General features: G+C 30.9%; 25 protein-coding genes and 1 pseudogene. 1 reads left to right on the forward strand and 25 read right to left on the reverse strand.

Translation table 11 applies throughout. From position 1 onward, the window contains the following. Positions 1–798: 798 nt before the first annotated feature. On the reverse strand, positions 799–927 hold the full coding sequence (locus tag LQK79_RS20965) for a hypothetical protein (RefSeq protein WP_269144194.1): 129 nt from the start codon (positions 925–927) through the stop codon (positions 799–801). Positions 928–1,071: 144 nt separating this feature from the next. Next, positions 1,072–1,254 (reverse strand): annotated as a pseudogene (locus LQK79_RS17895) (hypothetical protein); the annotation flags it as partial. Positions 1,255–1,652: 398 nt separating this feature from the next. Here LQK79_RS17895 and LQK79_RS17900 point away from each other — a divergent pair. After that, complete coding sequence (locus tag LQK79_RS17900) at positions 1,653–2,579, forward strand: site-specific integrase (protein ID WP_053242796.1); 927 nt, start codon at positions 1,653–1,655, stop codon at positions 2,577–2,579. Between the two features lie 20 nt (positions 2,580–2,599). Here the strand turns inward: LQK79_RS17900 and LQK79_RS17905 are convergent, their stop codons facing one another. The 23 genes from LQK79_RS17905 to LQK79_RS18015 form a co-directional block, all read right to left on the reverse strand. Next, entirely contained in the window at positions 2,600–3,064 is a 465-nt protein-coding gene (locus LQK79_RS17905; protein ID WP_053242795.1) for a restriction endonuclease subunit S domain-containing protein, read from the reverse strand. A 137-nt stretch (positions 3,065–3,201) separates the two neighbouring features. Further along, positions 3,202–4,791: a type I restriction-modification system subunit M gene (locus LQK79_RS17910; protein ID WP_231017382.1), complete on the reverse strand. Its 1,590-nt coding sequence runs from the start codon at positions 4,789–4,791 to the stop codon at positions 3,202–3,204. 32 nt (positions 4,792–4,823) lie between these two features. Then, positions 4,824–6,053 (reverse strand): restriction endonuclease subunit S, encoded by a 1,230-nt coding sequence (locus LQK79_RS17915; RefSeq protein WP_053242794.1) that lies wholly within the window; start codon positions 6,051–6,053, stop codon positions 4,824–4,826. Further along, positions 6,034–7,050 carry a RhuM family protein gene (gene rhuM / locus LQK79_RS17920; RefSeq protein ID WP_053242793.1) on the reverse strand — a complete coding sequence of 339 codons (1,017 nt, stop codon included), beginning with the start codon at positions 7,048–7,050 and terminating at the stop codon, positions 6,034–6,036. The genes LQK79_RS17915 and rhuM overlap by 20 nt, the downstream gene beginning before the upstream one ends. Positions 7,051–7,063: 13 nt before the next feature. Next, complete coding sequence (locus LQK79_RS17925) at positions 7,064–10,273, reverse strand: type I restriction endonuclease subunit R (RefSeq protein ID WP_053242792.1); 3,210 nt, start codon at positions 10,271–10,273, stop codon at positions 7,064–7,066. Next, positions 10,270–10,845 (reverse strand): restriction endonuclease subunit S, encoded by a 576-nt coding sequence (locus LQK79_RS17930; RefSeq protein WP_053242791.1) that lies wholly within the window; start codon positions 10,843–10,845, stop codon positions 10,270–10,272. The genes LQK79_RS17925 and LQK79_RS17930 overlap by 4 nt, the downstream gene beginning before the upstream one ends. A gap of 467 nt (positions 10,846–11,312) precedes the next feature. After that, positions 11,313–13,070: a class I mannose-6-phosphate isomerase gene (locus LQK79_RS17935; protein ID WP_231017383.1), complete on the reverse strand. Its 1,758-nt coding sequence runs from the start codon at positions 13,068–13,070 to the stop codon at positions 11,313–11,315. A gap of 358 nt (positions 13,071–13,428) precedes the next feature. Next, the gene (locus LQK79_RS17940; RefSeq protein WP_053242790.1) at positions 13,429–13,935 is read right to left on the reverse strand and encodes a GNAT family N-acetyltransferase; all 507 of its coding nucleotides are present in this window, start codon (positions 13,933–13,935) and stop codon (positions 13,429–13,431) included. Positions 13,936–14,679: 744 nt separating this feature from the next. Continuing rightward, positions 14,680–14,871, reverse strand: coding sequence for a YwbE family protein (locus LQK79_RS17945; protein ID WP_231017384.1), 192 nt, complete (start codon positions 14,869–14,871; stop codon positions 14,680–14,682). Between the two features lie 115 nt (positions 14,872–14,986). Continuing rightward, the gene (locus LQK79_RS17950) at positions 14,987–16,744 is read right to left on the reverse strand and encodes a DUF2326 domain-containing protein (protein WP_231017385.1); all 1,758 of its coding nucleotides are present in this window, start codon (positions 16,742–16,744) and stop codon (positions 14,987–14,989) included. Further along, positions 16,729–16,953, reverse strand: a complete 225-nt coding sequence (locus LQK79_RS17955; protein ID WP_407928538.1) for an ABC-three component system middle component 6 — start codon at positions 16,951–16,953, stop codon at positions 16,729–16,731. The genes LQK79_RS17950 and LQK79_RS17955 overlap by 16 nt, the downstream gene beginning before the upstream one ends. After that, positions 16,943–17,917: an SMEK domain-containing protein gene (locus tag LQK79_RS17960; RefSeq protein WP_231017387.1), complete on the reverse strand. Its 975-nt coding sequence runs from the start codon at positions 17,915–17,917 to the stop codon at positions 16,943–16,945. The genes LQK79_RS17955 and LQK79_RS17960 overlap by 11 nt, the downstream gene beginning before the upstream one ends. Before the next feature lie 253 nt (positions 17,918–18,170). Then, on the reverse strand, positions 18,171–19,787 hold the full coding sequence (locus LQK79_RS17965; protein WP_231017388.1) for a recombinase family protein: 1,617 nt from the start codon (positions 19,785–19,787) through the stop codon (positions 18,171–18,173). Between the two features lie 90 nt (positions 19,788–19,877). Then, the gene (locus tag LQK79_RS17970) at positions 19,878–20,030 is read right to left on the reverse strand and encodes an SHOCT domain-containing protein (RefSeq protein ID WP_231017389.1); all 153 of its coding nucleotides are present in this window, start codon (positions 20,028–20,030) and stop codon (positions 19,878–19,880) included. A gap of 94 nt (positions 20,031–20,124) precedes the next feature. Then, positions 20,125–21,279 (reverse strand): Ig-like domain-containing protein, encoded by a 1,155-nt coding sequence (locus tag LQK79_RS17975; RefSeq protein WP_231017390.1) that lies wholly within the window; start codon positions 21,277–21,279, stop codon positions 20,125–20,127. A 5-nt stretch (positions 21,280–21,284) separates the two neighbouring features. Then, complete coding sequence (locus tag LQK79_RS17980) at positions 21,285–21,560, reverse strand: hypothetical protein (RefSeq protein WP_231017391.1); 276 nt, start codon at positions 21,558–21,560, stop codon at positions 21,285–21,287. Then, positions 21,553–21,861, reverse strand: a complete 309-nt coding sequence (locus tag LQK79_RS17985) for a phage head-tail connector protein (protein ID WP_231017392.1) — start codon at positions 21,859–21,861, stop codon at positions 21,553–21,555. Before LQK79_RS17985 ends, LQK79_RS17980 begins: the two co-directional genes overlap by 8 nt. Before the next feature lie 3 nt (positions 21,862–21,864). Beyond that, positions 21,865–22,128, reverse strand: coding sequence for a hypothetical protein (locus tag LQK79_RS17990; RefSeq protein WP_231017393.1), 264 nt, complete (start codon positions 22,126–22,128; stop codon positions 21,865–21,867). 13 nt (positions 22,129–22,141) lie between these two features. Continuing rightward, entirely contained in the window at positions 22,142–23,125 is a 984-nt protein-coding gene (locus tag LQK79_RS17995; RefSeq protein ID WP_231017394.1) for a major capsid protein, read from the reverse strand. 21 nt (positions 23,126–23,146) lie between these two features. Further along, positions 23,147–23,725 carry a DUF4355 domain-containing protein gene (locus tag LQK79_RS18000; RefSeq protein ID WP_231017395.1) on the reverse strand — a complete coding sequence of 193 codons (579 nt, stop codon included), beginning with the start codon at positions 23,723–23,725 and terminating at the stop codon, positions 23,147–23,149. Positions 23,726–23,850: 125 nt separating this feature from the next. Then, positions 23,851–24,321: a hypothetical protein gene (locus tag LQK79_RS18005; RefSeq protein WP_231017396.1), complete on the reverse strand. Its 471-nt coding sequence runs from the start codon at positions 24,319–24,321 to the stop codon at positions 23,851–23,853. A 122-nt stretch (positions 24,322–24,443) separates the two neighbouring features. Continuing rightward, entirely contained in the window at positions 24,444–25,217 is a 774-nt protein-coding gene (locus tag LQK79_RS18010) for a minor capsid protein (RefSeq protein WP_231017397.1), read from the reverse strand. 18 nt (positions 25,218–25,235) lie between these two features. Continuing rightward, positions 25,236–26,255, reverse strand: a complete 1,020-nt coding sequence (locus LQK79_RS18015; protein ID WP_231017398.1) for a phage portal protein — start codon at positions 26,253–26,255, stop codon at positions 25,236–25,238. Between the last annotated feature and the right edge of the window lie 40 nt (positions 26,256–26,295).

The raw sequence follows: 26,295 nt of genomic DNA on the forward strand, positions 1-26,295 counted from the left end.
ACATATAAACACATCCTTCTCTTATCTATATTTTAATGTGTTCGGTCTTTCGTGTCTACAATATTATACTAGCACCAGCGAGTTATTGAAATATCTTAGTATTTTATGATTTTTGAACCTTAGATTTATAGGATCTTTTTAACGCGACGAAGCATTGTTACTTTACAAATTTACTATTTATCTAAATCTAATATTTTTGCACCTTTGTCCATTATAGTTTAATTATATCATATTTTGTAAATATATAACAAATCAGCACTCACTATAAAAACTATGATTCCACTTCCTGTATTCTCTAAAGTAACTACTACATTCATAATAACTTGAAGTGTTTGCATCTCAATGTTTAATATTATTTCCGTCTACTATAAGGTATTTTATATTAGCTTGAATATAAAAATCTTCTTGAATGGTGTACAACCTTACTATCTTATCCTAAAAGTTAGTCTGCCATTTACCATTTGTTTTGCATAGTAAATATTATCTGCTCCTGCATCCCTTTTGTTTATTCTAAGCTTCTCATTTGAACCAGTAAAACCAATCTATGAATTGCCACTATTATTGATTATAGCTCTAAGGAATAATGTACATTTAATTCTTCCGTTATGTATCAATTTATAGCTTCATTTAAAATTTCAAGACCATTGTTATCAAAACTACCTTTAGTAATTTTCTTGTCATAGATGCATATTATTTCTATTACCTCACTTCTATTTAATTGGGTGTAATAAAAAAACTAACTTACTATAACCATAATAAGCTAGTTTTGTACTTTCCTCTAGCGTAATTTATCTTACTTTAAAACTTTTTTATTAACTCAATTTTATCAATATCTAAGTCCGTTAGTTCCTTTATTGTTTCATTATTCGTACCATTTTCTATTGCTTTCTTGACTATTTCTATAGTTTTTTTTATTTTTTCCTTCATCTATTAATTCCTTACCGAGTTAAGTCATTTTCAATTTCTCCTTTCGTCTAAACACAGTGTACTCTAAAACAGCGTTCTCTCACCCGCTAGAGTATCCGTAAAAGTCCATTTAGGACTTACTTTTACCTCCCTTTTTCCATTATGATGGCTCAGCATTAATTCATAGGCTCTAAACCTTCTTAAATCTGCCTTTCCCTTATTACTGGTCTAGAACTCAAAATGTATAAAAGTGTCATCTTCCATTAGGAAAGTGTAGTTCATGAACATATTTTTAGTTTCTAAAACTACTAATTCTGTTTATCCTAATTCCTTAACTCTTTTGTTTATATCATTACAACCACCTTGGTTCCCAAATATCAAAGATCTCATCAAAATTTAAGTTGCAGACAAATTTTCAGGTACTAGTTCATTATCTACAAACTCCTTTAAAAGTGGGGCTTGCTAACTTTATTTTTCCAATGAGATGTTTCACAATGTCTAGCATAGATTCTTTTAATATTTGAGGATTAAAATCCCACAAATACATTTCTCAATTTCTTCTATATCACTCTTATAGTGTAATGGTACTAAATTCTTACATATGGTTATACTAAGAAAATAGGTATGTTTTCCCAATCATTCATTTGAACACACACTTATTATTTCAGAAAGGCTTACTCAAGCAAGATCTCATTCAAATGATCAGCGTGAGGCAATTTTCGATAAATCAAAAGGAGGAATTAATAATGTTAGAAAAAGTAAAAGGAACTGATTTATTTTACCAATATTATGCACAATGGATTACAGTATACAAAGATGGTGCTATAAGAAAAGTGACTATGGATAAATATCTTATGACGGAAAAGTGGCTTGAAAAACTTATTCCAAACCTTATAATTTCCGATTTGAATCGTATAACTTACCAACAATTACTTAATGACTATGCTGCGTGGCATGAGCGTCAAACAACAATGGATTTTCATCATCAATTAAAAGCTGCAATTTTGGATGCAGTGGACGAAGGTCTAATTGATAGAGATCCTACACGAAAAGCAATAATCAAAGGAAAAACTCCAAAAGATAAAAAAACAAAGTATCTGAATCAGTTTGAGTTGCATACTCTATTAAGCAATCTTGAATTAAAGTCTGAAGTAAGTTGGGATTGGTTTATACTATTAGTTGCAAAAACTGGGATGCGCTTTTCAGAAGCATTAGCACTTACACCTAAAGATTTTGATTTTTCACATCAGATGCTTTCAATCAGTAAAACATGGGATTATAAAGGAAGTGGTGGCTTTCTTCCAACAAAGAATCAATCTTCTGTACGAAAAGTACAAATAGACTGGCAAACAGTAATTCAGTTTTCTGAGTTGCTAAAGGGATTGCCAGAAGATAAACCTATATTTACAAAAAACAAAGTATATAATTCAACTGTTAATGACATATTAACAAGATACTGTAAAAATGCAAAGGTTCCAGTAATTTCAATTCACGGATTACGTCACACGCATGCCTCTCTTTTGTTATTTGCTGGTGTATCAATTGCAAGTGTCGCAAGAAGATTGGGGCATGCTAGTATGACAACAACTCAAAAAACCTATTTACATATTATTCAGGAACTTGAAAATAAGGATGTAGATTTGGTTATGCGTTCATTGTCAGGATTAAGTTAAATATGAACAATTATCAAAAATCACTCACGCTGATGAAGGGTGATAAGGTTGTTGAGATTGGTAAAACTCTTAGCTATTACAGTTTGTTCTTCATTAGATTTCGGGTATATTAGTACCGTATCATTTAAAGCCGACTTCGAAATAGAAGATACTTTTGTCCCTTGAATTAACGGTAATAATTGGTCATGATACGCATTTGAATTCATATAATATCCAAGATAGCCACTTGCAAAAACTTGAATAGGTCTACACGGAATTGTATGCAATCCAGAAATTACAGTTTGAGTAGTCAAACCTACTATTTCAGTACACTTTCCAACTGTTTCATCCTCCGCAGCATCTGCAATAATCACATCACCATTATTCAAAAATGAAGACTTGTACTTGTTTACACTCGTATCATCCATAATAAAGGTAACTTCCTCTTTGCTAACGTCTAAGCACTCTCCGAATTTTATTAACACATCACCATAATGAACATTCATTGCAACACCATGTTCAGTGCTAAGTTCAGCTCTGGATAAAGCACTGTTTTTGAGTGTAGTAAAGAGTTCTGAAAACTTACGCTGTTCCCAAACAAATGTGGAAAAGTGAACTTCTCACTTTTCCACTACCAACAAATCTAAATTTTTACACCTAAAATCTTTAATTGCTCATTAATCTCTGCTTCAAGTTCCGCAATTTCCTTATTATCTTGTTCTAACTGCTTATTTACTTCTTCCAAATCAATTGGGGCTTCTTCTTCAAAAGTGTCAACATAACGTGGAATATTCAAGTTAAACCCATTTTCCTTGATTTCCTCAATTGATGCTACGTGAGCATATTTATCAACATCTTTACGTTCTTTAAACGTATTGATTATTTTATCTATATTTTCATTACTTAAGTTATTTTGATTCTTACCTTTTTCAAAATCATTACTTGCATCAATAAATAATACATCTTTCGTTTTACGATTCTTCTTAAATACTAAAATGATTGTTGGTATACTTGTTCCATAAAATAAGTTAGCTGGCAGGCCAATAACCGTGTCAAGATAATTTTTTTCAATCAGAGTCTGACGAATTTTACCTTCTGCTGCACCACGAAATAGCACGCCGTGAGGCAAAACAATAGCCATTGTGCCAGTGTTGTTTAAATGATATATACTGTGTAAGATAAAAGCATAATCCGCCTTTGAAGCTGGTGCTAATTTCCCATAATCACTAAAACGTGGATCTTTTAATTTTGTTTCATCATTATCCCATTTTGCAGAATATGGTGGATTTGCAACCACTGCATCAAAACTACGTGGATGGTCAGTTCCTTTTCCATCTGGTCCATCTGGCCAATCGCTTTCCAGAGTATCAGCATTATTTAGTGTCATATTGTTATAAGGCACATCGTGCATCATCAAGTTCATACGAGCCAAGTTATAAGTTGTTGTATTCAACTCTTGACCAAAATACTTCATAGGAGTACCATCAGGCAATTCTTGTCCAACAGTAAGTAGTAAGGAACCTGAGCCCATTGTTGGATCATATACATTGAAGAATTCATCTGATTTTTCTACACCGCTCGTGACTACTTTAGCTAAAATCTTACTTACTTGATGAGGCGTATAAAATTCTCCACCTTTTTTACCAGCACTTGCAGCAAATTGACCGATTAAGTATTCATATATTTCACCTAGAATATCTTTTCCATCATCCCCCTTGTATTCAATTCCATCAACTAACTTAACTATATTGTTAAGTGATTTTGCACGTTCATTTGTAGAACTTCCAAGACGTGAATCTCCCAAATTAATATCGTTGAATATACCACGAAAATCTTTCACCGCTTCTTTATTTAATTCCGCATTTTTATTAAAGTTATCAAAAATAGTTTGATAGTCACTAGGAATAACTTGTGCATCATTAATTTTATTAATCAAAGACTCCCATGTATCATTTGGCGCAATCGCATACCCCAAGCTTAATGAAATATCTTGTAAATAGTCATCTAAATCTGCACCTACCGCTTGTTTTAGGTAAGCATCATTGATAGATTCTCCCTCTGCAACATCAATAACATTATTTCCTACTAAATACTTCTCTTGATGTTCTGAAAGGTATCGATAAAACATAAATGCCAATATATAATTTTTATACTCTGATGCATCCATTGTGCCACGCAGTTCATTTGCCATAGCCCAAAGTTTGCTTGTAATTGTTTGTAGATTATTACTCATTATTTTTATTTCCTTTCTATTTTGAAATTATTTTATACAAACATCTGTTGTAGTAATGCTTTCTTTTGTTCTTGCAAGTGATTTAATTTACGTTGATGAAGGATAATAAGGCCGTCGAGATTATTGAAAAAGTCTCCAATCTGTTTTTGTTCTACAACTGAAGGAGCTTGAGCTTCCATTTTTACAAAATCAGATTCATGAATTCGCCATTGTCCATAAATAACCCCTTGGCGCCAACGAATCATTTGATTTATAAAGCTTTTACGAACTAATACGCGACCAATAAAATCAGAATCAGCTAATTCAGTTGGTTGAAAAATACTGTAAACAGGAGAAATAGAAGCTTTTCCGTATTTGTTTAGCCCAATAGATCCAGTTGTAAGATTATTAGAACTGTAAATAAAATCTCCATATTCCGTCTGTTTATATTTCTTATTATCTTCATCACTAACTAAAAATTCGCGATTATATCTATCTCCTTTGGGTGCAACCCCTTCATATGCTACAAATGCCATTAGAGGATACTCATCACTTTTTGGAGCTTGTGTATTTCGTTCAATTAGCAACTCACCGACCTTACGCCGTTCCCAAGGGTCAGTAAATCCTGGAAAACGAAGTTCCGGAAAATCTTCACCATTTTTCGGAAACATTTTTTGTAACAAACTTTTCTTCTTATCTTGCAAGTGATTTAACTTACGCTGATGAAGGGTGATAAGGTTATCTAGTATCTCCAAAAAAGCGGATATTTCTGTCTGCTCCTCATAAGACGGGAATATAACCAACCCTAAAAGTGCATTATCATCACTGACCTTCATATCATTTTTTGCGCCCTTATTAACCAATGGCTTAAGATATTTATTCAAACGATAATCAGACTCAAAATAACACTGTACAAAGTTGGGATTTGTATTCTCTTTTGGTTTATACACCGCATAAAGAGTAGAGACAATACCTGATTTTCCTTTATTTGTTTTGATTATTCCAAATGGATTACGCTTAAGAGGAGACTTTGTGTATACGATATTTCCAGTATTAACTACACCATAATTAGAAACAGATGCTCCTGCAAAACTTCTTCCTTGAAGTTCTATCTGATTGACAATACCAAAATCGCCAGACACAGATAGCACATCCTCCTTGGTATAAACATTGTCACTATTCTTTTCGTTGGATGTTTCAATACATTCATTCAACTCACGCTGTTCCCAAGGGTCAGTGAATCCCGGAAATCTTAACTTTGGTTTATTGTTGTTTTTTTCCATTGCTATCTCCTTTAATCTTTCTGATTTCCTTATCAAAATCAGAAACTATTTTTTGAGTTTTGTTAAACTCTTGATATTCTCCTATTGCTTTTTCCTTAGCAGTGTTATGTGAAATACGTCCATGACCTTTTAAGATTTCATAACGATTGAATTTCAAAAACTCATCAATACTTACCGCAAAATCTTCCATAGATAACAACGTTTCATCTTCAAGAAGTCGCTCAACATAATCAAAATAAGCTGAGACGTTACGTTCAAGACCACGAATTTCCTTTTCTGATAAGTAATTTTTAGCCACAAGCACATCAGACTGCAAAATTCGACCATTAGGAGAGTTCTTCCAAGTAGTGAGTCCCATATGTTCTTTATTTCTATCTGCACTAGCATGAATAATTTCTGCAGCTGTTTTACCAGTTATTGCAAAATGAAATTTATTTTGAACAGTTGCATAAAATTTTTTTGTGATTTCTGAATTTTTATCGTAGTCATATGAAATTTCTGCAAACACATCTGTGATTTGTTGCCAAATTCTACGTTCACTTGCTCTAATTGAGCGAACAGTTTCAAGCAACTCACGGAAGTAATCTTTACCGAAAACATTCTCACCTTGCTTCATGCGCTCAACATCAATCTTAAATCCTTTTCTGATATAGTCTTTCAAGATATCAGTGGCCCAAATTCTAAACTTTGTTGCTTTTTGAGAATTAACACGGTAGCCAACTGAGATAATGGCATCCAGATTATAAAACTTGACCTGTTTTGTTTGGGTTTTTCCCTCTATAGCGCCGTGCTTTGTGGTATTTTCCAAAATGGAAACAACCACTTTCTCATCAAGCTCTCCAGACTCAAAAATGTTTTTAAAATGTTTGCTTATAGCAGAAACACCCACATCAAAAAGCTCAGATATAGCTTTTTGTGTTGCCCAGATTGTTTCATCTTTCATCACGACTTCGATTTTTTCATCTGCATCATACATTAAAAATTGTATCTCGTTCATTTAATCACCCTTCTTAGTTTTCTACTAACTCATCAGCTAATTCATAAATGGCCTCACGCAAACCATTACGGTACTTGATTTTAGACAAAGCTTGTATCTCTTCGTTATGTGCTAACGTCTTATAATCCACGCTTGCTTTTGCAATTATATCTCGAATTTGACCAGCATCATCTAAATCCTGCACGCCATAACGATGACGACTAAATAATTCACGCATCTGAGCACTTGTGATAATATCTGTAATTCCCCACTTCACTCGAAAATCTAAGAACATTCTATCAAAGCTCACATTGTTAGCCGCTTGAATAATTTGCTCGCTATCTCTCAATTTTACTGGATATTTAAGATTAGTACCTTCCGGCGGATAATGCCCTTTGATAATAGCCATTGCTGCATTCATAATCTTCGCAGCGTAATTTCTGTCTTCCAAACCATTGGCAAATTGATCAATTTTCTCTTTCGTAGCTTTTGCTTCTTGTTTCTTGCCCTCATGCACTTGATTCAATAATTGTTCCACCAATTCAGTTAAATAATCATAATCTATTTTCACATCCTTCACATGAGTCATTCTTAACTCAATTTGATAAAAAGGAATTTTCTTTTCTTTTGCTATATATTGTTTAAGCTCATTGGTTAAAACTGTAGTAAGCATGGTTTCTTGAACACTTGTCATCCCTAATTTTTCAACTAACTCATCAGGATTTTCGTAATTGAAACCCGCTACATTTCCATCAACTTCTTCAGGTGCATATTGCTTTAATTTAGCCATACCAACATTATAATCTCTAAGCAAATCAAGCATATATTCTTTCTGCCTCTCAGAAGGTGGTAATTGTTGAAACTCATTAGTTAAGCTGCCTAATTTCTGAGTAACCTCTTTAACTTCATTAAATACATCTTCAAAAGATTTAGCGATAATACCATCCTTTTGGTTAGATTTATGTTGTTCATCTTCTGATAAAATTGCAGAATCTTTATTAGCATAAATTGCGAGAGCTTTATTCATCAACTTCTCATTTTGAGCAGGCCAACGATAATTTACAATACGCCCCCAAGGTTTTTCTTGCATATCAGCAATACGATTTGTTCTTGAATAGGCTTGAATAAGTCCAGCCCCTTTAAGTGTTCTATCTACATAAAGGGTATTAAGTTCTGGTGCATCAAATCCAGTCAAAAGTTGATCTACCACAATCACAATATCTAAAAATTTCTTATCTGTAGCAGTTTTATTCAAACGACTAGTAACATCTTGTGTATATCCTGCTACATCATCCATGCCAAAGCTTGTACCAAATTCTTTGTTATAAGCTTTAATAGCATCATATAAGCCTTGATTAGTGGTAAGCATACTATCATTATTGGATGAATTTTGGCTAAATGTAACTGCTACTTTCAATGTTTGTCCACCATTTTTCTTATTCTCATCATTTACTCGTTGAAATTCATTGAAGTACATTATTGCCATTGGAGTACTGGCTTTTCCACCACCAACATGAGTTGTAAAAAGTGCATTATACTTACCTTCGTTTGAACGATTTCGCCAGTTCTTGAAAATATCTTCAACTACTAACTTGATGTGATCCGGATTTTCATCATAAAAACTTGGTTCAACCGCATCATCCATATCTTCTTGACTTAAATTATTAATCTTTTCTGTAATTTTTTCTTCAGTCCACTTCGGATAACGTTCTCTATAGAAATTTGGCAGATATTTTAATTTCATTTGTTCTTCATCAATTGTTGTTTCAAAATCCACTTTAAAACCTAAAACATTTCTATCTGCAATTGCTTCACGAATAGTATAGGCATGTAACAAAGGTCCAAAAATATCTTCAGTTCGTAAACCACTAGTAGTTTCATCAAACATCGGTGTTCCTGTATAACCAACCCAAGCAGATTTCTTAAAAGCTTTTTGTATCTTTTCAAAATTTTCACTACCAGTTGAACGGTGTGCCTCATCCACGATAAATACAATATTTTTATCAGGTGCTTTAAAAGATTTACGTTTCACTAAGGTATCAATCTTTTGAACAGAAGTAACAACGATACTGTTATCTTTACTCTTTAGTTTACGACTCAAATCATTAGTATTATAAGTATTTTGAACACTACCAATCATATCTTCACTAGCATCCGGATCATAGGCTCTATAATTTTCATTTGTTTGTTTCGTTAAGGCAATTCTATCTACTAAGAAGACAACTTTATCAATTTTGGGCATGCGACTTGCAAGCCACGCAGTTTTGAAACTAGTTATAGTTTTGCCAGAACCAGTGGTATGCCAGATATAACCTACTTTATTTGTGCCAAGTTCAAAATCAACTTGCTTTAAATTTTCAATTACATTCTGAGTAGCATATACTTGATATGGACGCATTACCTTTAACGTTTGTTTGTTTTTTGTGCCATCCAAAATCATATAATTAGTAGCCATCTGATGTGCCATTGGGATACTTAACATTGAATCAGCGAACTCTTTCCAATTACGCACAATCGTATTATCACTTTTACGTTGCCAGTTAAAAGCAAAGTCCTTATTGAACTTATCCGACGTGGTATTTGCCATATATTTTACGTTATTAGGCGTAATTGCCACTAATATTTGTAAAGTAGAAAAAATATCACCATATTGGTTTTCTTCGGAATATTGATGCATTTGATTTAGTGCTTCATTAACATCGTGTGTATCACGTTTTTCTTCAATTTGTATAATAGGTAAACCATTAATAAGAAGTGTCGTATCAAAGCGACGATTTTGTTTCCCAGTGATAATTGCAGGGCGTTCAATTTGATTAACTACTTGATACACCGTATCTCCAGCACCAATTTGTTTTTGATCGAAAACCGTTAAAAACACATGACGACCGTCATCTAAATCAATTTCGATTTGTGATACACCATTAAGTCCATATAAAAATTGTCCAGCCTCATATGGTGTTTTAATATCAGATATAATCTTTTTAACTTGATTAAATTCGACAGTACTTAGTGGATGATCAAGTGTATTTTGATTGTGCCTCTCAAGAATCTCTTTGAAGTTATCCCAAAGCTTTTCTGTAGTTTTAATTTTGGTTTCATACTTCCATAGCTTTGTTTTTACACCGTAACGAGCAGGCTTCTCACTAACCATAAAGTCGCTGATTCCTTCTAGGTGTTCAGGTTTAGTTATGGTTCCACTGGTAATATATTGTATTAATTCAGTTTCAAATTGCTCTTCATTCATTTCTCACTTGCCTCCTCTAACTTGGATAATCTGATTTTTGTTTCAAGTTCTGCCGCTCTATTTCTAAGAGCTTGCAACCTTAACTGATTAAAATAGACTTGTCCTATAATTTTTTGCTTATCTATGGAAGGTATTTTCGGTATTTCAAGCTCTTTAAGTTGCTTTAAAGTATATTTTAAAACTTGCGAACCTTGAAGTCCCAGCACAAACTGTTTCTTGATTGTTTTGTTTTCATTAAGTAGATAAACCAAAAACTTTGAATCAATTTTATGGCTAGGTAATAACTTAACGTAGTTTTGTGTATAAAGATATCCCTCATGCTCTTTTCTTACAATCGTTGCAATTCCCGTGATCAAACTAAACACCACATCACCATCGCATAGGGTATTTACTTTATCATTGGTTCTGACTTGTTTATTGCCCACATCGTTTGAAATAATACCTACCAAATCATCTGTTAAATTTGTTTGACTATAATAAGTAAAAAGCGGTGTTTTCTCATCAAACACTTCAGTAATTCTAAACTGAGGCGATCCACTTACTAACGCAACTAATTCACTCAACTTTTTCATAAAATATTGTGCCTTTCTAAAATTAACTTTATTTACTATGATGTAATCATATCATAAAAGGAATTTTATAGCAACTATTAAAAGTGTAATTTTAAAAAATTACACTTTTAATTATTTTTTTACTAATTACTTCCGCTAAAAAGTGCACACACCTTGCACCATTTTACACACCTCTGGTGCAGAAAGAACATGAAGTACAGTCACAACTTGCAGTACCCCAGCACAATTCCATTAACAAAGCTATCAGTATCAACAACATAATTGCTTGAATCAAATATAAGCTTTTTTCCATTGCAAGTGGTGTTATAATTTTTAGTGTGATAAAATCACCTCAAAATAAAAAGCCCTTAAGGCTTACAAATTTTATATAGCCTAATAAGTTACTAATATAAACAATTTTTATCTATCTCAAAAAGTAGCAAATGGACTCAAAGCATTAGCCTCCTTAGCTGCAGCTGCCTGCTACTTTAAAATCTTACATAAGCTTTAATTACCCCAACTTCTTTTCCATCACTTTTACCATAAGGTCTTATTGAATATTCTCCAACAGAAGCAGGTACTATAAATGTTTCTGCATAGTGCACTATAAAAGGTTCAAATTTATTCTCAGGACTTTCTACTATCACTTCTTCACCTTCTACTAAATTAAGTACATTTACTATCCTTTTAGTATCATGATTAGTTTTCTCTTTAAACCAATATCTTCTTGTTTCTATAAATTGAAGCTCATGTAATCCGGTTTTTTCTTCCTTAACATTTTTATTCTCGCTTATTATTTCAACATTATTAACTAAGTTATTTTTTACCCAATTAGTAGTTCTGCCCCATTGAATTACTTTTTTACCATGTTCAATGTGAATAGGCCTAGGCAATCCATCCAAACCAACTCTTCCCCAGTCCCACAATTTAAATGTAAATATATAAGGAGTTGCACTAATCTCTAATACCATAGCCCCACTGCCTGAACAATGTACAGTTCCCGCAGGAATCAGAAAATGGTCGTGAGTTTTAGCTGGAAATTTATTGATGTATTTTTCTGCATAAAAAACTATTGCTCCAGCTTGTGCATCTTCTAAATCTTTAATCATTTCTTCCTTGTTTACGCCTTCCTTTAGACCTAAATAAACACTCGCATCATCTGTAGCATCTAAAATATAATAACTTTCATCTTGAGTATAATGCATTCCAAAATTTTCTTGAATATATTCAGTAGTAGGATGTACCTGAAGACTTAAGTTTTGACCTTCAATAGTATCTAGAAAATCAAATCTTATTGGAAATTCAGCTCCAAATCTTGAATATACTTTGTCACCTAAAAGCTCTTTAGGTTTATATAGAACTACATTTATAGAAGGTACTTCTATTCTTATATCCCCATATCTTAAAAATAAGCTATTCTCCTCAGGTACACCATCAAAACACCACGCAAAGTTTTCTTCATTCTTATCTAGATTACATACATCTTTCATCCATTGGCCTCCCCATACCCCTGGATCAAAATATGGTACTACTCTAAATGGTCTATTTGCAGTTTCTTGTAATCCTGCTCTTAAAGCATCTCCAGTTACTAATTTAGGATCGTTATAAGTATTGCTGTCTAATAAGTAATCAATCTTATCATATAATCCTTTTTTATGTCTATCTGCTATTCTCCATTCAATAAAAAAAGCTCTCTTGTATTTCCTTAAAATATCTTCCTCAAGGTTGTTCACTTTAAAATTGCCTAGCTCTTTTCTTCTAAACCTTTGTTGTATTTCCCATCTTGCTAAATCAGCATACACAAATATGTCGCCTTCACTTATAAGGCTAGCTCCTACACCATATATTAAAATTATACCATTATCTATATCATCTAATTTCTTTTTAGTCTCTACATATTTTTCTTTTACAACGAAATCTTGGATTGTGCCATAATACATTATTCCAAATACTCTATCTTCCGTTAAATTTCTATTTAGTAAATTATTTAACATATTTCCATCATAAAAAATATCTTTACTTGCAATTACACAATCTGGATTTAATCCATTAATAAAAGCATTTAATACTTCTTCATCTTTTACTCCTGGATAACAATCTATTGTAATAATAAATTTCTCTTTGTTTACCTTTGATTTTATTTCACTAATAATATTATGATATCCACTAAAAGCACTGTTTTCGTATCCTTTTACTACTACCTCTGGTTCCTTATCATAGTTAGTTTCTCTATTTTTATATTTCAAAATTTTCACTCCTTACATAAAAAGTCTATTTTATTTAAACTCAATGCTACTGCTTAATTTATATATTTTATGATTAGAGTATTATGATTGACTTAAATAATGCTACACTTGTGTGATAACGTTTTCAAAGTAAGAAGAACAATCTACTTTTCATATTCCTATGGCTCGTAGTGATCCCAAAGATCTCGATTATCCTCTCCTGACTGCTGCATATAAATCACAGCCTCTCCTTCCCATATTTCATATACTTCTGGTGTAGAGAAGCCAACTGTTCGCTAAATCTGCAATATTGGGTTCTATTGATTTCACCATTTACTTACAACCTCATGCTATTTATAACTTAATTTTAAATTGGAATTTATCTGAAAGAATTTAAATTATTCCAAATAAGTTTTTCTGAATTGGATTCAGTGCTACCAAAATAATCAATAAAATCTTTATAATGCTTTGCGCCAAGTTTTTCATACAAACTCTTTGCATTTGAATTTCCTTTTACAATACAAATACTCATACATTTATAACCTTTGCTATAAGCATAATGACTTACTGTGTTGATTAATTTCGTACCAATGCCTTTTCCCCTTGAAGCTTCAGATACATGTAACGAATCTAAATATAAACAATGCTCTATTTCATCATCTTCTTTACAGGCAGAGAAACCAAGAAATTTTTCATCTTTATATACAACAAAAATCATATATCTTTCATTTCCAAGATATTCTCTCCATTTTTGTATTCCATCGCTAACTTTTAAATTATTTAAAAATTCATTTGGCAACAACTCTGCATATGTTTTCTTCCAATTTCCAATATACAAATTAGCAATCAATTCTATATCAGAATCATTTGCCTTTCTAATGACCATTTTGTAACCACCCTTCCAAACATTGTCAAATGCTATTTATATAAATAAACCTTAAATTCACATTATTAGCCTAATTGGTATCTAAATATTGAAAAGCTTAAATATTAAAATGTTTTTTATTAAGAGTTTATGTTAAATCTTTTAATAATTTCATCTGATAATCCGTTATAGTCTCTCTTTTCTGAAGGACTATATCCACGAGATATAATTTCAAAAGCACTATAAACTTTATAATTACTAAAATTAATTTGCTTAAATTTTCCGGATAGTTGAAAGGCTATACAACACTTTTCATCTCTAACCTCATTAAATACATCATCAGTAAATTCTATTGAAATATTTATTAGTATAACTAATTTTTAATTTCTCTTAGCTACCCATTATAGAAATAATAAACTGTTTTATATTAATTCCTTGAATAAATTATAATTCTACATATAATTATATTATCCTCCATAATTATATAAAAAGCCAAAAATCACTTGCCTTTTCTCATAAAAAAGTAAGTGATTTTCAATGATATTTTTCACAATATCTCTTTTTTCTAAGTCTATTCTTTTGTGCTCACACACTCCATTTCCTTCCACCAACTCTTTATTCCTTAAGTATATGTATTCTAATAATCCCTTCTTTGATTATCTTTAATTATTACCATTTTATATGTTTATGGAAACATATCCACCTATTTAACCTAATAAAAGGCACTCAACCCCAAGATTGAATGCCTTTTATTATACCTAAATATTATTTTATTTCTTTAACTCTTCCTACAATTCCACCCTCAAGCATTACTTTGATACCACGAGGATGAACCTCTGAGTTTGTAAGGATTCTCTGCACAACACCTTCAGTTAACTTTCCAGAACGCTGGTCTTGCTTTTGAACAACAAGAACTTTTATTCCTACTTTGATATCTTTTCGTATCGTTCCATCCATAGTATTACTCTTCTTTCTTATTTTCTATAAAGCTTAACGACAGTTTCCACGTGGGTTGGGACATGCCAACTGCTATATGTAAATAATAAAGCCATCAAATCTGATGACTCTACTATTACATTTCTTGATAATCCTTTTTTAAGAACTTGTTTTCCTTTGTATAAACAGCTACTCTATGACTATCAATATCCATCTTTATTAATTTTATACGTTCTTCATTTTCTATTTTATCTCTATTTAAAGTTAATATATATTGAAAATCCTGATACTTTTCTTCTTGTTTATTTAAATAATTTAGACATTGAACTAATGTATCCTGATCAACATCAAAAATATTATCATGAACTAAAAATAGAGGATGCCTCTTCCTTGTATTATCATTAAATAACAACGCCATATCATAAATAAAAACTTTAGTCCTATTTACACTTCTGCTGCCATCATCGTATATCCTCATACTAATTTCAGCTGGTGTTTTACTTCTAGCATTATCTAAAGTCTGGATTGTAAATGAGCACTCCTTATTTCCCATAATAGCTTCATGAATATCAAGTAAGGTATTAATAAATTTATTTATTATATCCTCTTTTTCCTCAAGAATAGTATCTATCTCTAATATTTCTTGTGTTTTACGTAATTTTAATGCCTTTTTTGTTTTCTCATTTTTTTCATACTGTTCAAAAAGAAACTTTGTATGTGCACAAGAATCCTTTTTACTTTCATATATCTTTAAACTAGCTTTTAGATTCTTTAATACACCTTTTTCATCAATAATTCTCATTTTTTCTGAATACTCATCATCTAAAACACGAATTTGCTCTGCAATATCATTCAGCTGTATTTCAAGTTCTTTTGCTTTCTGATTCACAAGCATACGTTGAAATTCTTCAACCTTATTCTTAAAACCAACTACTTCATTAAGTGACTTAACAATGGCACTGCCCAAATCATTCTTAAATTGATTATATACTAGTTCAATCTCGTTATCGTCTATTGCTTCGGGCTTTGGCATTCTTTTAATTTTATCATAATCATATCTTAACGCTTTTTGTTTTTTTCGCAGCTGTTCAAGTAGTGTTTCTAATTCTAGCAGCTCTGATTCCATTGAATAAAAAGCTTCATTACTTTTAAAACTTTCTATAGCAGCTTCCATTTTATCTAATTCATCATCAAGAGAATTTAATTCCGCTTTAACATCAGCTATTTTTTTCTGTCCATTATTTGTTAACTCTTTCTTATTTTTTGATATAACAGTTGTTATACTTTCAATTTCTTTAATTATCTTAATACTTTTCCTATAAGACTCAACTGACATCCCAAGTAGAAATAAATGTGCTGTCAAATCATCTGGCACACGCTTAGATAAATCATGACATTTTAATATATCAGTAAATTCCGAACGTTCATCTCTCATCAATATTGAGAATAAATTTCTAAAACTTGGCACACTGTTCCCATCTAATTTTGCAAAAATTAGTTCCGCTAGATAATTACGTGCATCATCTAATTTTTCAAAAGAAACCTTTTTCTCATTTCTTATTATAACAGGTTGTTCAGAGTCCTTTCGGCTTCGTTTTATCGTAATTTCTTCTTTTCCAATTTCTAAATCTAACATTATTTCTTCTTCTAATGGCACTACTTCTTTAGGTATTTTGCATATTCTAGACTTTTCATAATCACTCAATAAGCAAAAATCCAAAAATTCAATACTCATAGATTTTCCTACACCATTTGTTTTTCTTCCTTTTATTGTTGAATTATCATATTTTTCACCCAAAATAATATTTACACCATCATGAAATTCTATTTCATCAAAAATATTATTTTCTGAATAAAGTTTGTTAATGCGAATTCTATTTACTTCTTTATCCATACATTCGCCTCCTCAAACTCTACTATATCAACAGAGTATAGGAAAGAAAGACCTAATACTAATTGTCTACTACTGTTTATTCCTTTCTTTTTAAGAATTCTTGAAACATCATATATAGATACTTTTTCTGAATTTTTCTCCTTGATTTCCTTAAGTATAAGGTAACCAATATACATTGCTGATGATTTAACACTATTACTATTTGCCACCATTATACTCATCCCTTTCATTTGGAAATACTCTACACTTTATCATTTCATTAACTAAATAAAACTTAATAGCTGCCCTATCATATTTTTTACCATTTACACTTAGCTTATCTTCAAAATAACCAACCAGCTTATTCAACGCCTTAATTGGATTATCATTTGTTTCATCTAAAAATTGCATACTTATATCTTGTAAATAAAACATTATTATTATATCCTGTGCTTCATCTATTCCTATAGTTTCATTAATTGTCTCAATTGCATCTCCATACAAAGTATACAGTGTTGTATATTCTGATATCAATCTTTCAGAGAAGTCCTTAAATCTTTTAAATATTTTATATTCAGGATCAACTTCTGAATCTATTTTCTTTTTAACTTCCTTATGTTTAGATATGTATTCAATTAAATCTATTATTGTATCTATCTCATTAGCTTGTGTTTCCTTGGCTGAATATACCTTGTCACATAATTCTCTTCCCAAAAAATCGTTAATTTCTCTTATCTTTTCTATTTCTAATCCTCTTATGGATTTTATTAAATCCTTTATATCTAATATATCGCTTCCCTTATCAAATATAAACGTATTATTAGTATCAAATGGATTTGAATACTTCTTTTTCCTAGTCAAAATCAATACTATTAATCTATCATACTTTTCATATGACTTATTATCAATATATTCATGAATTGTATGTTTTATTTTAGTGCTAGAATTATCTGAAGTTACTTGAATTGAAATTTTATTTTCTTCATCTATTAAATCAATAGCTTGTGCATTTTTCTCAACAACATTTGCATTTTTTAATTTGTAACCAAATATTAAATTCAGCAACCCTGTAAAAAAATCCTCAGCAATAATATTTATATCATAAAGATTTACAGCATTTAACAACTCAACTTGCTTACTTAATAAAGCAAGACTTTCAGCCACATTTTTAAGATAGATTTCTTTGTTCATCATGCTGTATCTCTCCCTTATTATTTGTTAATTATACCTCATTTTATCACACTTTATTTGAAATTTCTATTGATTTTTATTTGAACATATGTTATGCGTATAAAATTTACACTTAGTCTTCTTAATTATATTTTACCATTCATAAAAACAGGCTAAAACCAAAATTAATTTTTAGTATCAGCCAAAACCTTAAAATCTAGCATAGTAAATTATTTTTTAATATTACTACTTATCAATTAAATTCCAACTATATTATTTACATCTCCACCACCATTTCAATCCCACTCTCAAATACAAACCTAAAATGCTTAGGTGACTTTATAATCACCTTATCTATAAGTGCTACAAACAAGCTATCATCAAACTCTGTAAGCGGCTCATTGCCATTACCTATAGTTTCCTTGATATATTCCACTTTTTCTTTATGCTTTGTATCATTTAATTTGCTATTTAAAAGTTCATCCCTTTTGAGATTTAAAGCTTCAAGTTCTGCTGTGATTTTGGCATATTCCTTATTGTAATATTTATCATCAATTTGCTTTCTAATCTTTAACTGCACCAATTCACTTAAGTCCTGCTCTAATTGGGTTATTTGCTTTGAAGTTTTTGAAATGTCAGCTCCTACACTATCTTTGCTTATAACTTTTTCTACATTTTCCAAGAATACTTTAAAAAAAGAGCCTTTATCAACAACCATATCATTGTATAGTTGGATAAAAGCTCTCTTCAATATTAAATCATCCACTGCTTTTGCCGAGCAGTTCTTTTTTCCTTTAATATAACTATTGCACTGCCATACTATTTTCTGAGATTTAGTTCCGCTATTCCAGTGCCTGCGTTTTAAAGTTTTACCACACTTTTCACAGTAAAGTTTTCCGCTGAAACCATACTTATTAGTATATTTTCTTCTATCATCATTTTCACCTTTTGTTATTTCATATCGTCTCTTACGTTCCTGCTGTACCAGCTCAAACATTTCCTTTGAAATTATTGGCTCATGATTATTTTCTATTCTGTACATTGGTTCTAAATTTTTATTATCAACTCTCTTTTTAGTAAGATAATCTACTGTTACTGTCTTTTGAAGCAACAGTTCTCCATAATATTTTTCATTTTCAAGGATACCTCTTATTGTAGAATCCCACCATTTAGTTTTACCAACCGCTGTTTTTATTCCATCTGCTTCAAGCTCTCTAGCAATAACTGCATAGCCCTTACCATCAAGGTATTCTCTAAATATTCTTCTTACTACTTCAGCCTGCTCCTCATTAATTACCAAGTTTCCATTTTCATCTTTATCATATCCCAGAAATCTTTCTGTATTGCAAATAGTAACTCCGTCTCTAAAACGCTTCCTAATGCCCCATTTTGTATTTTCAGAAATATTTCTACTTTCTTCCTGTGCTATAGAACTTAGCATTGTAAGCACCAATTCCATTTTTGAATCAAAGGAGTATATGTTCTCTTTTTCAAAGAATACCTCAACCCCAATGTTCTTTAATTCCCTTACATGTTTTAAACAATCTACAGTATTACGGGCAAATCTGGATATTGATTTTGTTATAACTAAGTCAATTTTACCATTTTCACAATCCTTTATCATTCTATTAAATGCAAGTCTATGCTTTACATTAGTACCGCTTATACCTGCATCTGCATATATATCAACAAACTCCCATTCAGGGTTTTCTGTTATTTTCTTCGTATATTCACTAACTTGAGCATTATAGCTTTCCATTTGCTCCTCAGAATCAGTACTTACTCTGCAATAAGCACATACTCTTTTTTTGCTTAAATTATTTGTTGCAGTTTCAAAATTATTTACTCTTTGTATAGGCTGTAACACCTGAACCTTCTTTACCGTATTTCCCATAAAGATCTCCTTCCCTCATTTTAAATATAGCTCTTGGCTACACACATGATATAATTAGTGTGGCAATAAGTAAAGTTATTAATAGGAGTCTTAGGCAGATTTCTGCCCTTGACTCTTTAAAAAAGAATATCTATTTAACCTATCTATCTCATCAAATTGTTCATATGATATAAAACCCTTTTCTCTCAATTTCTTGAGATAATGAACACTAAGTAAATATTCAACGTTTGGTTTATTCCCCATAAAACACATTTCCCCTTTCACCATTTAAAATTAAATTTATATAAAAAAAGAGTAGGATATTTCACCTGCCCCTAAGCATTATGTAATTATAGTTTTAGAATCCAGACTTTAATCTTATAGTTTTATCAATATGTATTGAAGTATTATTTCTATCATGACATCTTAAAGTTATTAAATATGTAGAACCCAAAGCCTTTATACTACAGCTAGTATCATTCAGCACTGTAAAAGTATATTTACTTACTAATGTAGTGCCTGGAATTATCTCAAAATTAAACTGGCTGTTAGGAACATCAAATCCATTATTTTTCCTTGTTCCAACAAATATTTTTGTTGAATTTAAATTAATATCTGTGATGCCTTCTATTACTTGACCATCTGAAGTTACATCTACAGTATAGTTATTTTGTGGATCTGAAACTATTGTAATGGCTATATTATTAGTCGCAGAATTATCCAAATCTAAAGTAGCAGCTATATTAACATTTCCAGTATTATAGAAGGTTATTAATCCATTTGAATCTACTGTAGCTTTTGTTGTATCAGAACTTGAATAATTGATTTGAGGATTTGTTAGAATTGAAAGTTTTCCACCAATAGTCACAGTTGCTATGGCATTGAGTTGAAGAGTTTGATTTACTCCCATTTGAATAGAATTTCCATTTGTTATGATTAAATTATAGTGAGCCAATAAATTAGTATCTGCAATCTCATTAACTTGGTCATCATTAGTACCAAATTGCCCCTTTTCACAATAAAGAGTTCTCAATCCCAAATGTTCTGTAGTATATCCATCTACCTTCCATTTTGCTCCCATTTTAATAAATTCAAGATTCACATCAATCTTTTTAGATAAATCCGTATCTTGAAGAATTACTTTTAAATTTCCTGACCACACATTTATTGTGCTAGATGTTTCAACAGATTGATTTGCTGGCTCAAAAATAGCTGGGAATGTATACAGTCTATTATCTAATATTATTTTAAAGCTTTGTTCTACTTTTCTTATTCTACTTCTGTAAGTTTTCTCATGCTTATCAATCTGTGATATTACAAACCAATTACTATTTTTGTATTGTATTAAATCTCCTGTACTTACAGAAAAATCAGTATAAAGCTGTTTATCATCTTCGTAATTAATTATTGAATCGCTATCTTTTATCAATACCCTTTTAGATATTCCATTGTAAATAATATCAGTACCTTTTTCATACAAAAGGAAATCAAATATATCATCTATATTCTGCATAACAGCTACACCTGCCTTTTACATTTATATAGAAATGCTTCTATATATGTATCCCAAGTTTTTATTTCCATAACCTTATATTTTTCATTTTCAATTAATAGGTAGCTATTTTCATTTATAATGCTTTCTTTATCACAAAATGCTCTCTTTGTAACTTCAAAATTAAAGCCATCCTCAAAGGAGTAATTCTTTGAAAATGGCTGTACATCCGCATATTCAGTTTTTATAATTGATGAGTTATCAGAATTAAACAATACCTTAATTTCTGTATCACTAAACATTATAGCCACCAACCTTTATCTTTGGAAGCGGCAGAACCTTCTTTATATTTTCTGGAATACCATCTCTGATTTTTACACTTTTATCACCTTCAGTTTTACTTTCTAACCCTTCTAAATCCTTGTTTTTATAAAGATAAACTGCATAATCTGAAGCTATATCATTATACTTTGTATCCAAAGTATCTATATTGCAGTACCCTAAAATTATGCTTATTGCTTTATTTAAATAATGGTTTAAAATATTATCTTTTGATGTATCAGCAGTATCAATTCCTAGAATTATTTTCATAGTTTCCAGCATAAGCTATTCCTCCATTTCCTTTAATTTTTTAATAAGTTCATCCTTTTTTAATCCAATACCATTAATACCTTTTTCCTTTGCCACTTCAGTAAGTTCCTTATATTTCATATCATCATAATTTAATATCTTGTCTTCAACAACCGTATATCCATTTTCATTAAACCAAGAAATAAGGTGAGAGATCTCAGTTTCTCCCACCCCATTTACAAAGTTTATTCCTGCGGATATACCATTATATTTTTTATTGTTTGAGTATATCCTTGCCATATGTACCTCCTGTTTAAACTACTTTTATATTTCTAAATACACCTGCACTCTTTGTAGCTTTAAGAGCCACAGCTGCTACCATTTCAACTTCACCATTCTTTACTGCACCAGAAGTTGAAAAGTCAGGAAGCCAAATCTTTACTAAATCTTGATTAGCAAGAGATACAGCATGGAAACCATCAAGGGACAATCTTGCAGCATAAAGGTCTGTTAACCCTGTCACAGCATCAGTACCATTTGGTTTTCTTGTATTTGCAATAGATACAACAGGATCATTTGTTCCTGCTTTTGCTCCAAGGTCAACAAGAACAATGCCATCATAAGCATCAACTTTTCTACCAAAAGCATCTTCACTTTGAGTCAAGTATCCTGCCCTTCTTGCTACGGATTTAATTTTGGTTATGAGCTTTGAGTTTCCTCCAAGGAATGTAGGCTTGCCATCAAGATTTGATAGAAACTCATCAAGTAAATCCATAAACTGTTTATAGTTTGTATCAAGTGCTGTAGATGTAGATAAATCAATAAATGCTCCAGCATTATATTCTGTGCTTGAACCAGTAATCGCCTTATTTAATCCATCAAAAGAATTAGAATCAACTGCTGAATCACCATTAATAATAGTATCGTGGAATAATGCATTTGCAGCTTTAACTTTCTGCTGTACCTGTAAATTCACTTCGTCTACAAGCCCACCTGTATTTGCTACAATTCTATCTATTCCAAAAGAACCTCCAAATGGTTTAAGTTCAACTGTATATCTGTCCTTAGTTACCTCTTGAGGTGCATATTCGCTGTTTATTGCTCTAAATGCCGCTGTTGGTTGAGTTATAAGTCTAGTATATCCATAAGTAAGTGTTGCTCCATTAGTTCCTGGAGTTACTGCATTATCGAAAGTAATATTATCAAGAATAAATGAATTCTTTCTAAATTCATCTATTACCCCCTTTTGAATATCATCCTGAGTGTTTAATTTTGCTTGTTGTAATGTAATTGCCATAATAATCATTTCCCCTTTCAATTAGTTATTTTTATAATAATTTTTTAATGCTTCATTAAGATTGTTTGATTTTCTTTCATTAGTAACATTATTGGGTGGAGTGTATCCATCACCCTTAAGTCTTATCTCTACTGATTTTTGAATGGCTGAATTAAAACTTTGTTCTAAAGTACTAAGGTTTTTAACTGTATTTTCCTCATTATCTGCAATAAAAAAATCCACCAATTCTACTGGCAGATTCTTCTCACTAGCTAACTTCACAGCTTTACTTGTTAATGCTTCATGCAATTTTTCCTGTTTCATTTTTTCAATTTCGGATTTTAGTTTTTCAACCTCAATCTCTTTTTCGTCTTTCGTAGGAAATCTCTTTTTAACCTCATCATTAATTAACCCTTCAAGATTATTAGATTTCCATGTCTCCAGTGCCTTGTTAAAATGTTTGTCTTTAACTGAATCCATCCACTTTTTAGCACCTTCATCTTCATTAACATACTTTTCAATACCATCAACGCTTATTTTATTTAAGTCCTGAAGATATTCTTTAACTTCTGCCTGTTCCTTATTAGTCTCAATAAATTGTTTTACTTCTTTAAAATCCATGAAATTTTCCTCCTTCTTGCCCCTTTGACTTCATAAAACCAAAGACGCTTTAATAATTTTTTGCATAAAAATAAAGCAGTTTAATGTCATGCTTAGGACATAATTATAAATTGGAATTTGTAAAGTTAACTTTCACAAAGCCCGAAAGTATTCACTAGATATTTTTCAATCTCAAACGCTTCTTTTTCACTTATCTCTTTTTCTTCTGCAATTGTTTTGATGATTAATATCCTTTCTTTACACCACTTCTTATTGTTATTGTACAACCATTCTTTTGCTTTACCTTTTTTAGGATACTCACGAAATCTAACATCACTTCCACTATAATTAACATTATACGAGCCGCTTTTTCCAGCAACCAATGCATATTCTTTTCCTTCATTTAAATAAAATTTTATATATGCAAAATAGAATAAATTAGCGTCTTTCAACGAATTTTCAAATTTCTTATGTTTCCCTCTACCCCATCTATCCTTATCTTGTTCAAGATAAGTTTCATATATTTCATGTCTACCTTTATATTTAGAGTTTTCTAATTTACTGCGAATATCTTCCTTGCTTATATTGAATGTATCCTTATCTTTTACATTTGCCATAGAAATCACCTCCATAAATTCTGATTAGTCGTTATTCTAATTATCCCTACAAATTACTATTTATCTACTATTAATTATATCATATTTATAAAATCAACCTCTTTAATTCTTAAAACTACGAATTATTCTATAAGAGGTATCCAACAGCAATTGCAATTTGGATGTGCAGGTATAGTTGGTCTATTTTCATCATTCATTCTAAAAGCTTTACCATCCATTGCTTCACAATACATACAGGTATTTAAACAAACATCAGCACACCACATAATTTCTTCAATTTCAAAATCTGTGAATACTTTTTCCTGTGCTTCTGTGAATATTCTAGTCTGCTCTGTATTTAAAAGAACCTTGCTGTCATATGTACTGATTTCAAAAGTTTTTGATATATCTGTAATCATTTCATCTAATGTCTTTCTATTTAATATGTTTCTGTTAATCTTATTGTAAATACTCTCTGCGAATTCATTTATATTGTTTTGAAGCCTATTAATAATAGTGCTTCCTTGATAATTAGCATTAATTATTTTTCCTATTTCTTCTGGAACAAGTTCCCCTTTAACATTCATTTGCCTCACATCATTTAAAACTTCAAGATTTTTAAAATAAGTTTCTTCATAAATATCCTTTAATTCATTAATTAGAAATTCATACTGAAAATCATAAAGTTCATTGGCATATTCTTTTATCTCCTTCTCTAAATCATTCATTATGATGTTTTTTCTAAAATTACTTATCTTACCATTAGAAATATACCTATTATAATAATCACTTATACATGCAATTAAAATAAGAAGATATTTTTTGTATTCCTTCTTGATTTCATCTACATCACTGTTCGCCTTGTCCATCATTTCCTTTTTAATTTTGATAATCTCGTCTTTAACTAATTTATTCATAACCAATTATCCCCTTTCTTAACTTTGATTTTTAATAATATCTTTACTACTAACATCCACATTCCATAAATCCAATTTTTTCTGTTCTGAATTATATTTATTAACTTCCAGCTTTGGATTTTCAACAAAAGGTAGTAGTGTTAATAAAGTTTCTTGTGAACATACATTTTCAAGTTTAACAATAACATCTGCAAGTCCAGTTAAATCTGTTGGCAGGTTTCTTGTAAACTTTACTGCTATATCTCTGTAATCATATTGCTTGCCCTCTTTTTTGGACAAAAAAATAAAAAGGTTCTTTAACCTTTTCTTAATTATCTTTTCCATAATAGCTTCTCGCATTGATACTCTATTTTCAAGATTTAATAATTTATTTCTAAGTGCCAGTGATGAAGTATTAGATGCCCAGTTTTCATTGAAATTAACCTCATCCATAAGGTCATAGATTTTTCTTTCAATATTATCAAGTTCATTTTTAACAAAAGAATCATTAATATCTTTAGTAAGCCAGCTTACTTTTCCTCCTGATGGTACTTGAATAATACCCATCTGCTTCATTTTACCAAGGTCTTCTTCCTCAAGCTTTGCATTTTCAATAACAAGGTAAGCATTTCTGTGGTCAGCTATTTCATTTACTAAATCCGAATTCAAAGCGTTGTAAGCATCAAATAAAGATATAATATCCTGAAAACCACTCTTCTTTTCTGAATTTGCTGGGCATACAATAACAGGAACTTTACCAAATATATGATTATGACTTCCTAAAAGCTCTAATCCTCCTTCTGAATATACAACTCCATCTGTTACTTCACCTATTTTATAATGAAGGATTTGGCTGTCAGTATAAACATCCATATATTCATTATCATCAAACTGTTTTGTATACTTGTGAACAGCCAGTAATACATTTCTTTCAGCTGTACCATCCTCAAGTACATAACAATTCAAAGGATTGAGTATTGCAGCAGAAAATTCTCCTTCTTCATTAATATAGTTAAGTTCATTATAAATGTCAAGATTAAAATGTAACTTTTTGATCATTTAAGGCTGTAGGTTTTAGTGTTCTTCCTGCTTTATATGA

Origin of the sequence: Clostridium guangxiense (genome assembly GCF_021043395.1) — a bacterium.
Lineage (GTDB): Bacteria > Bacillota > Clostridia > Clostridiales > Clostridiaceae > Clostridium_S > Clostridium_S guangxiense.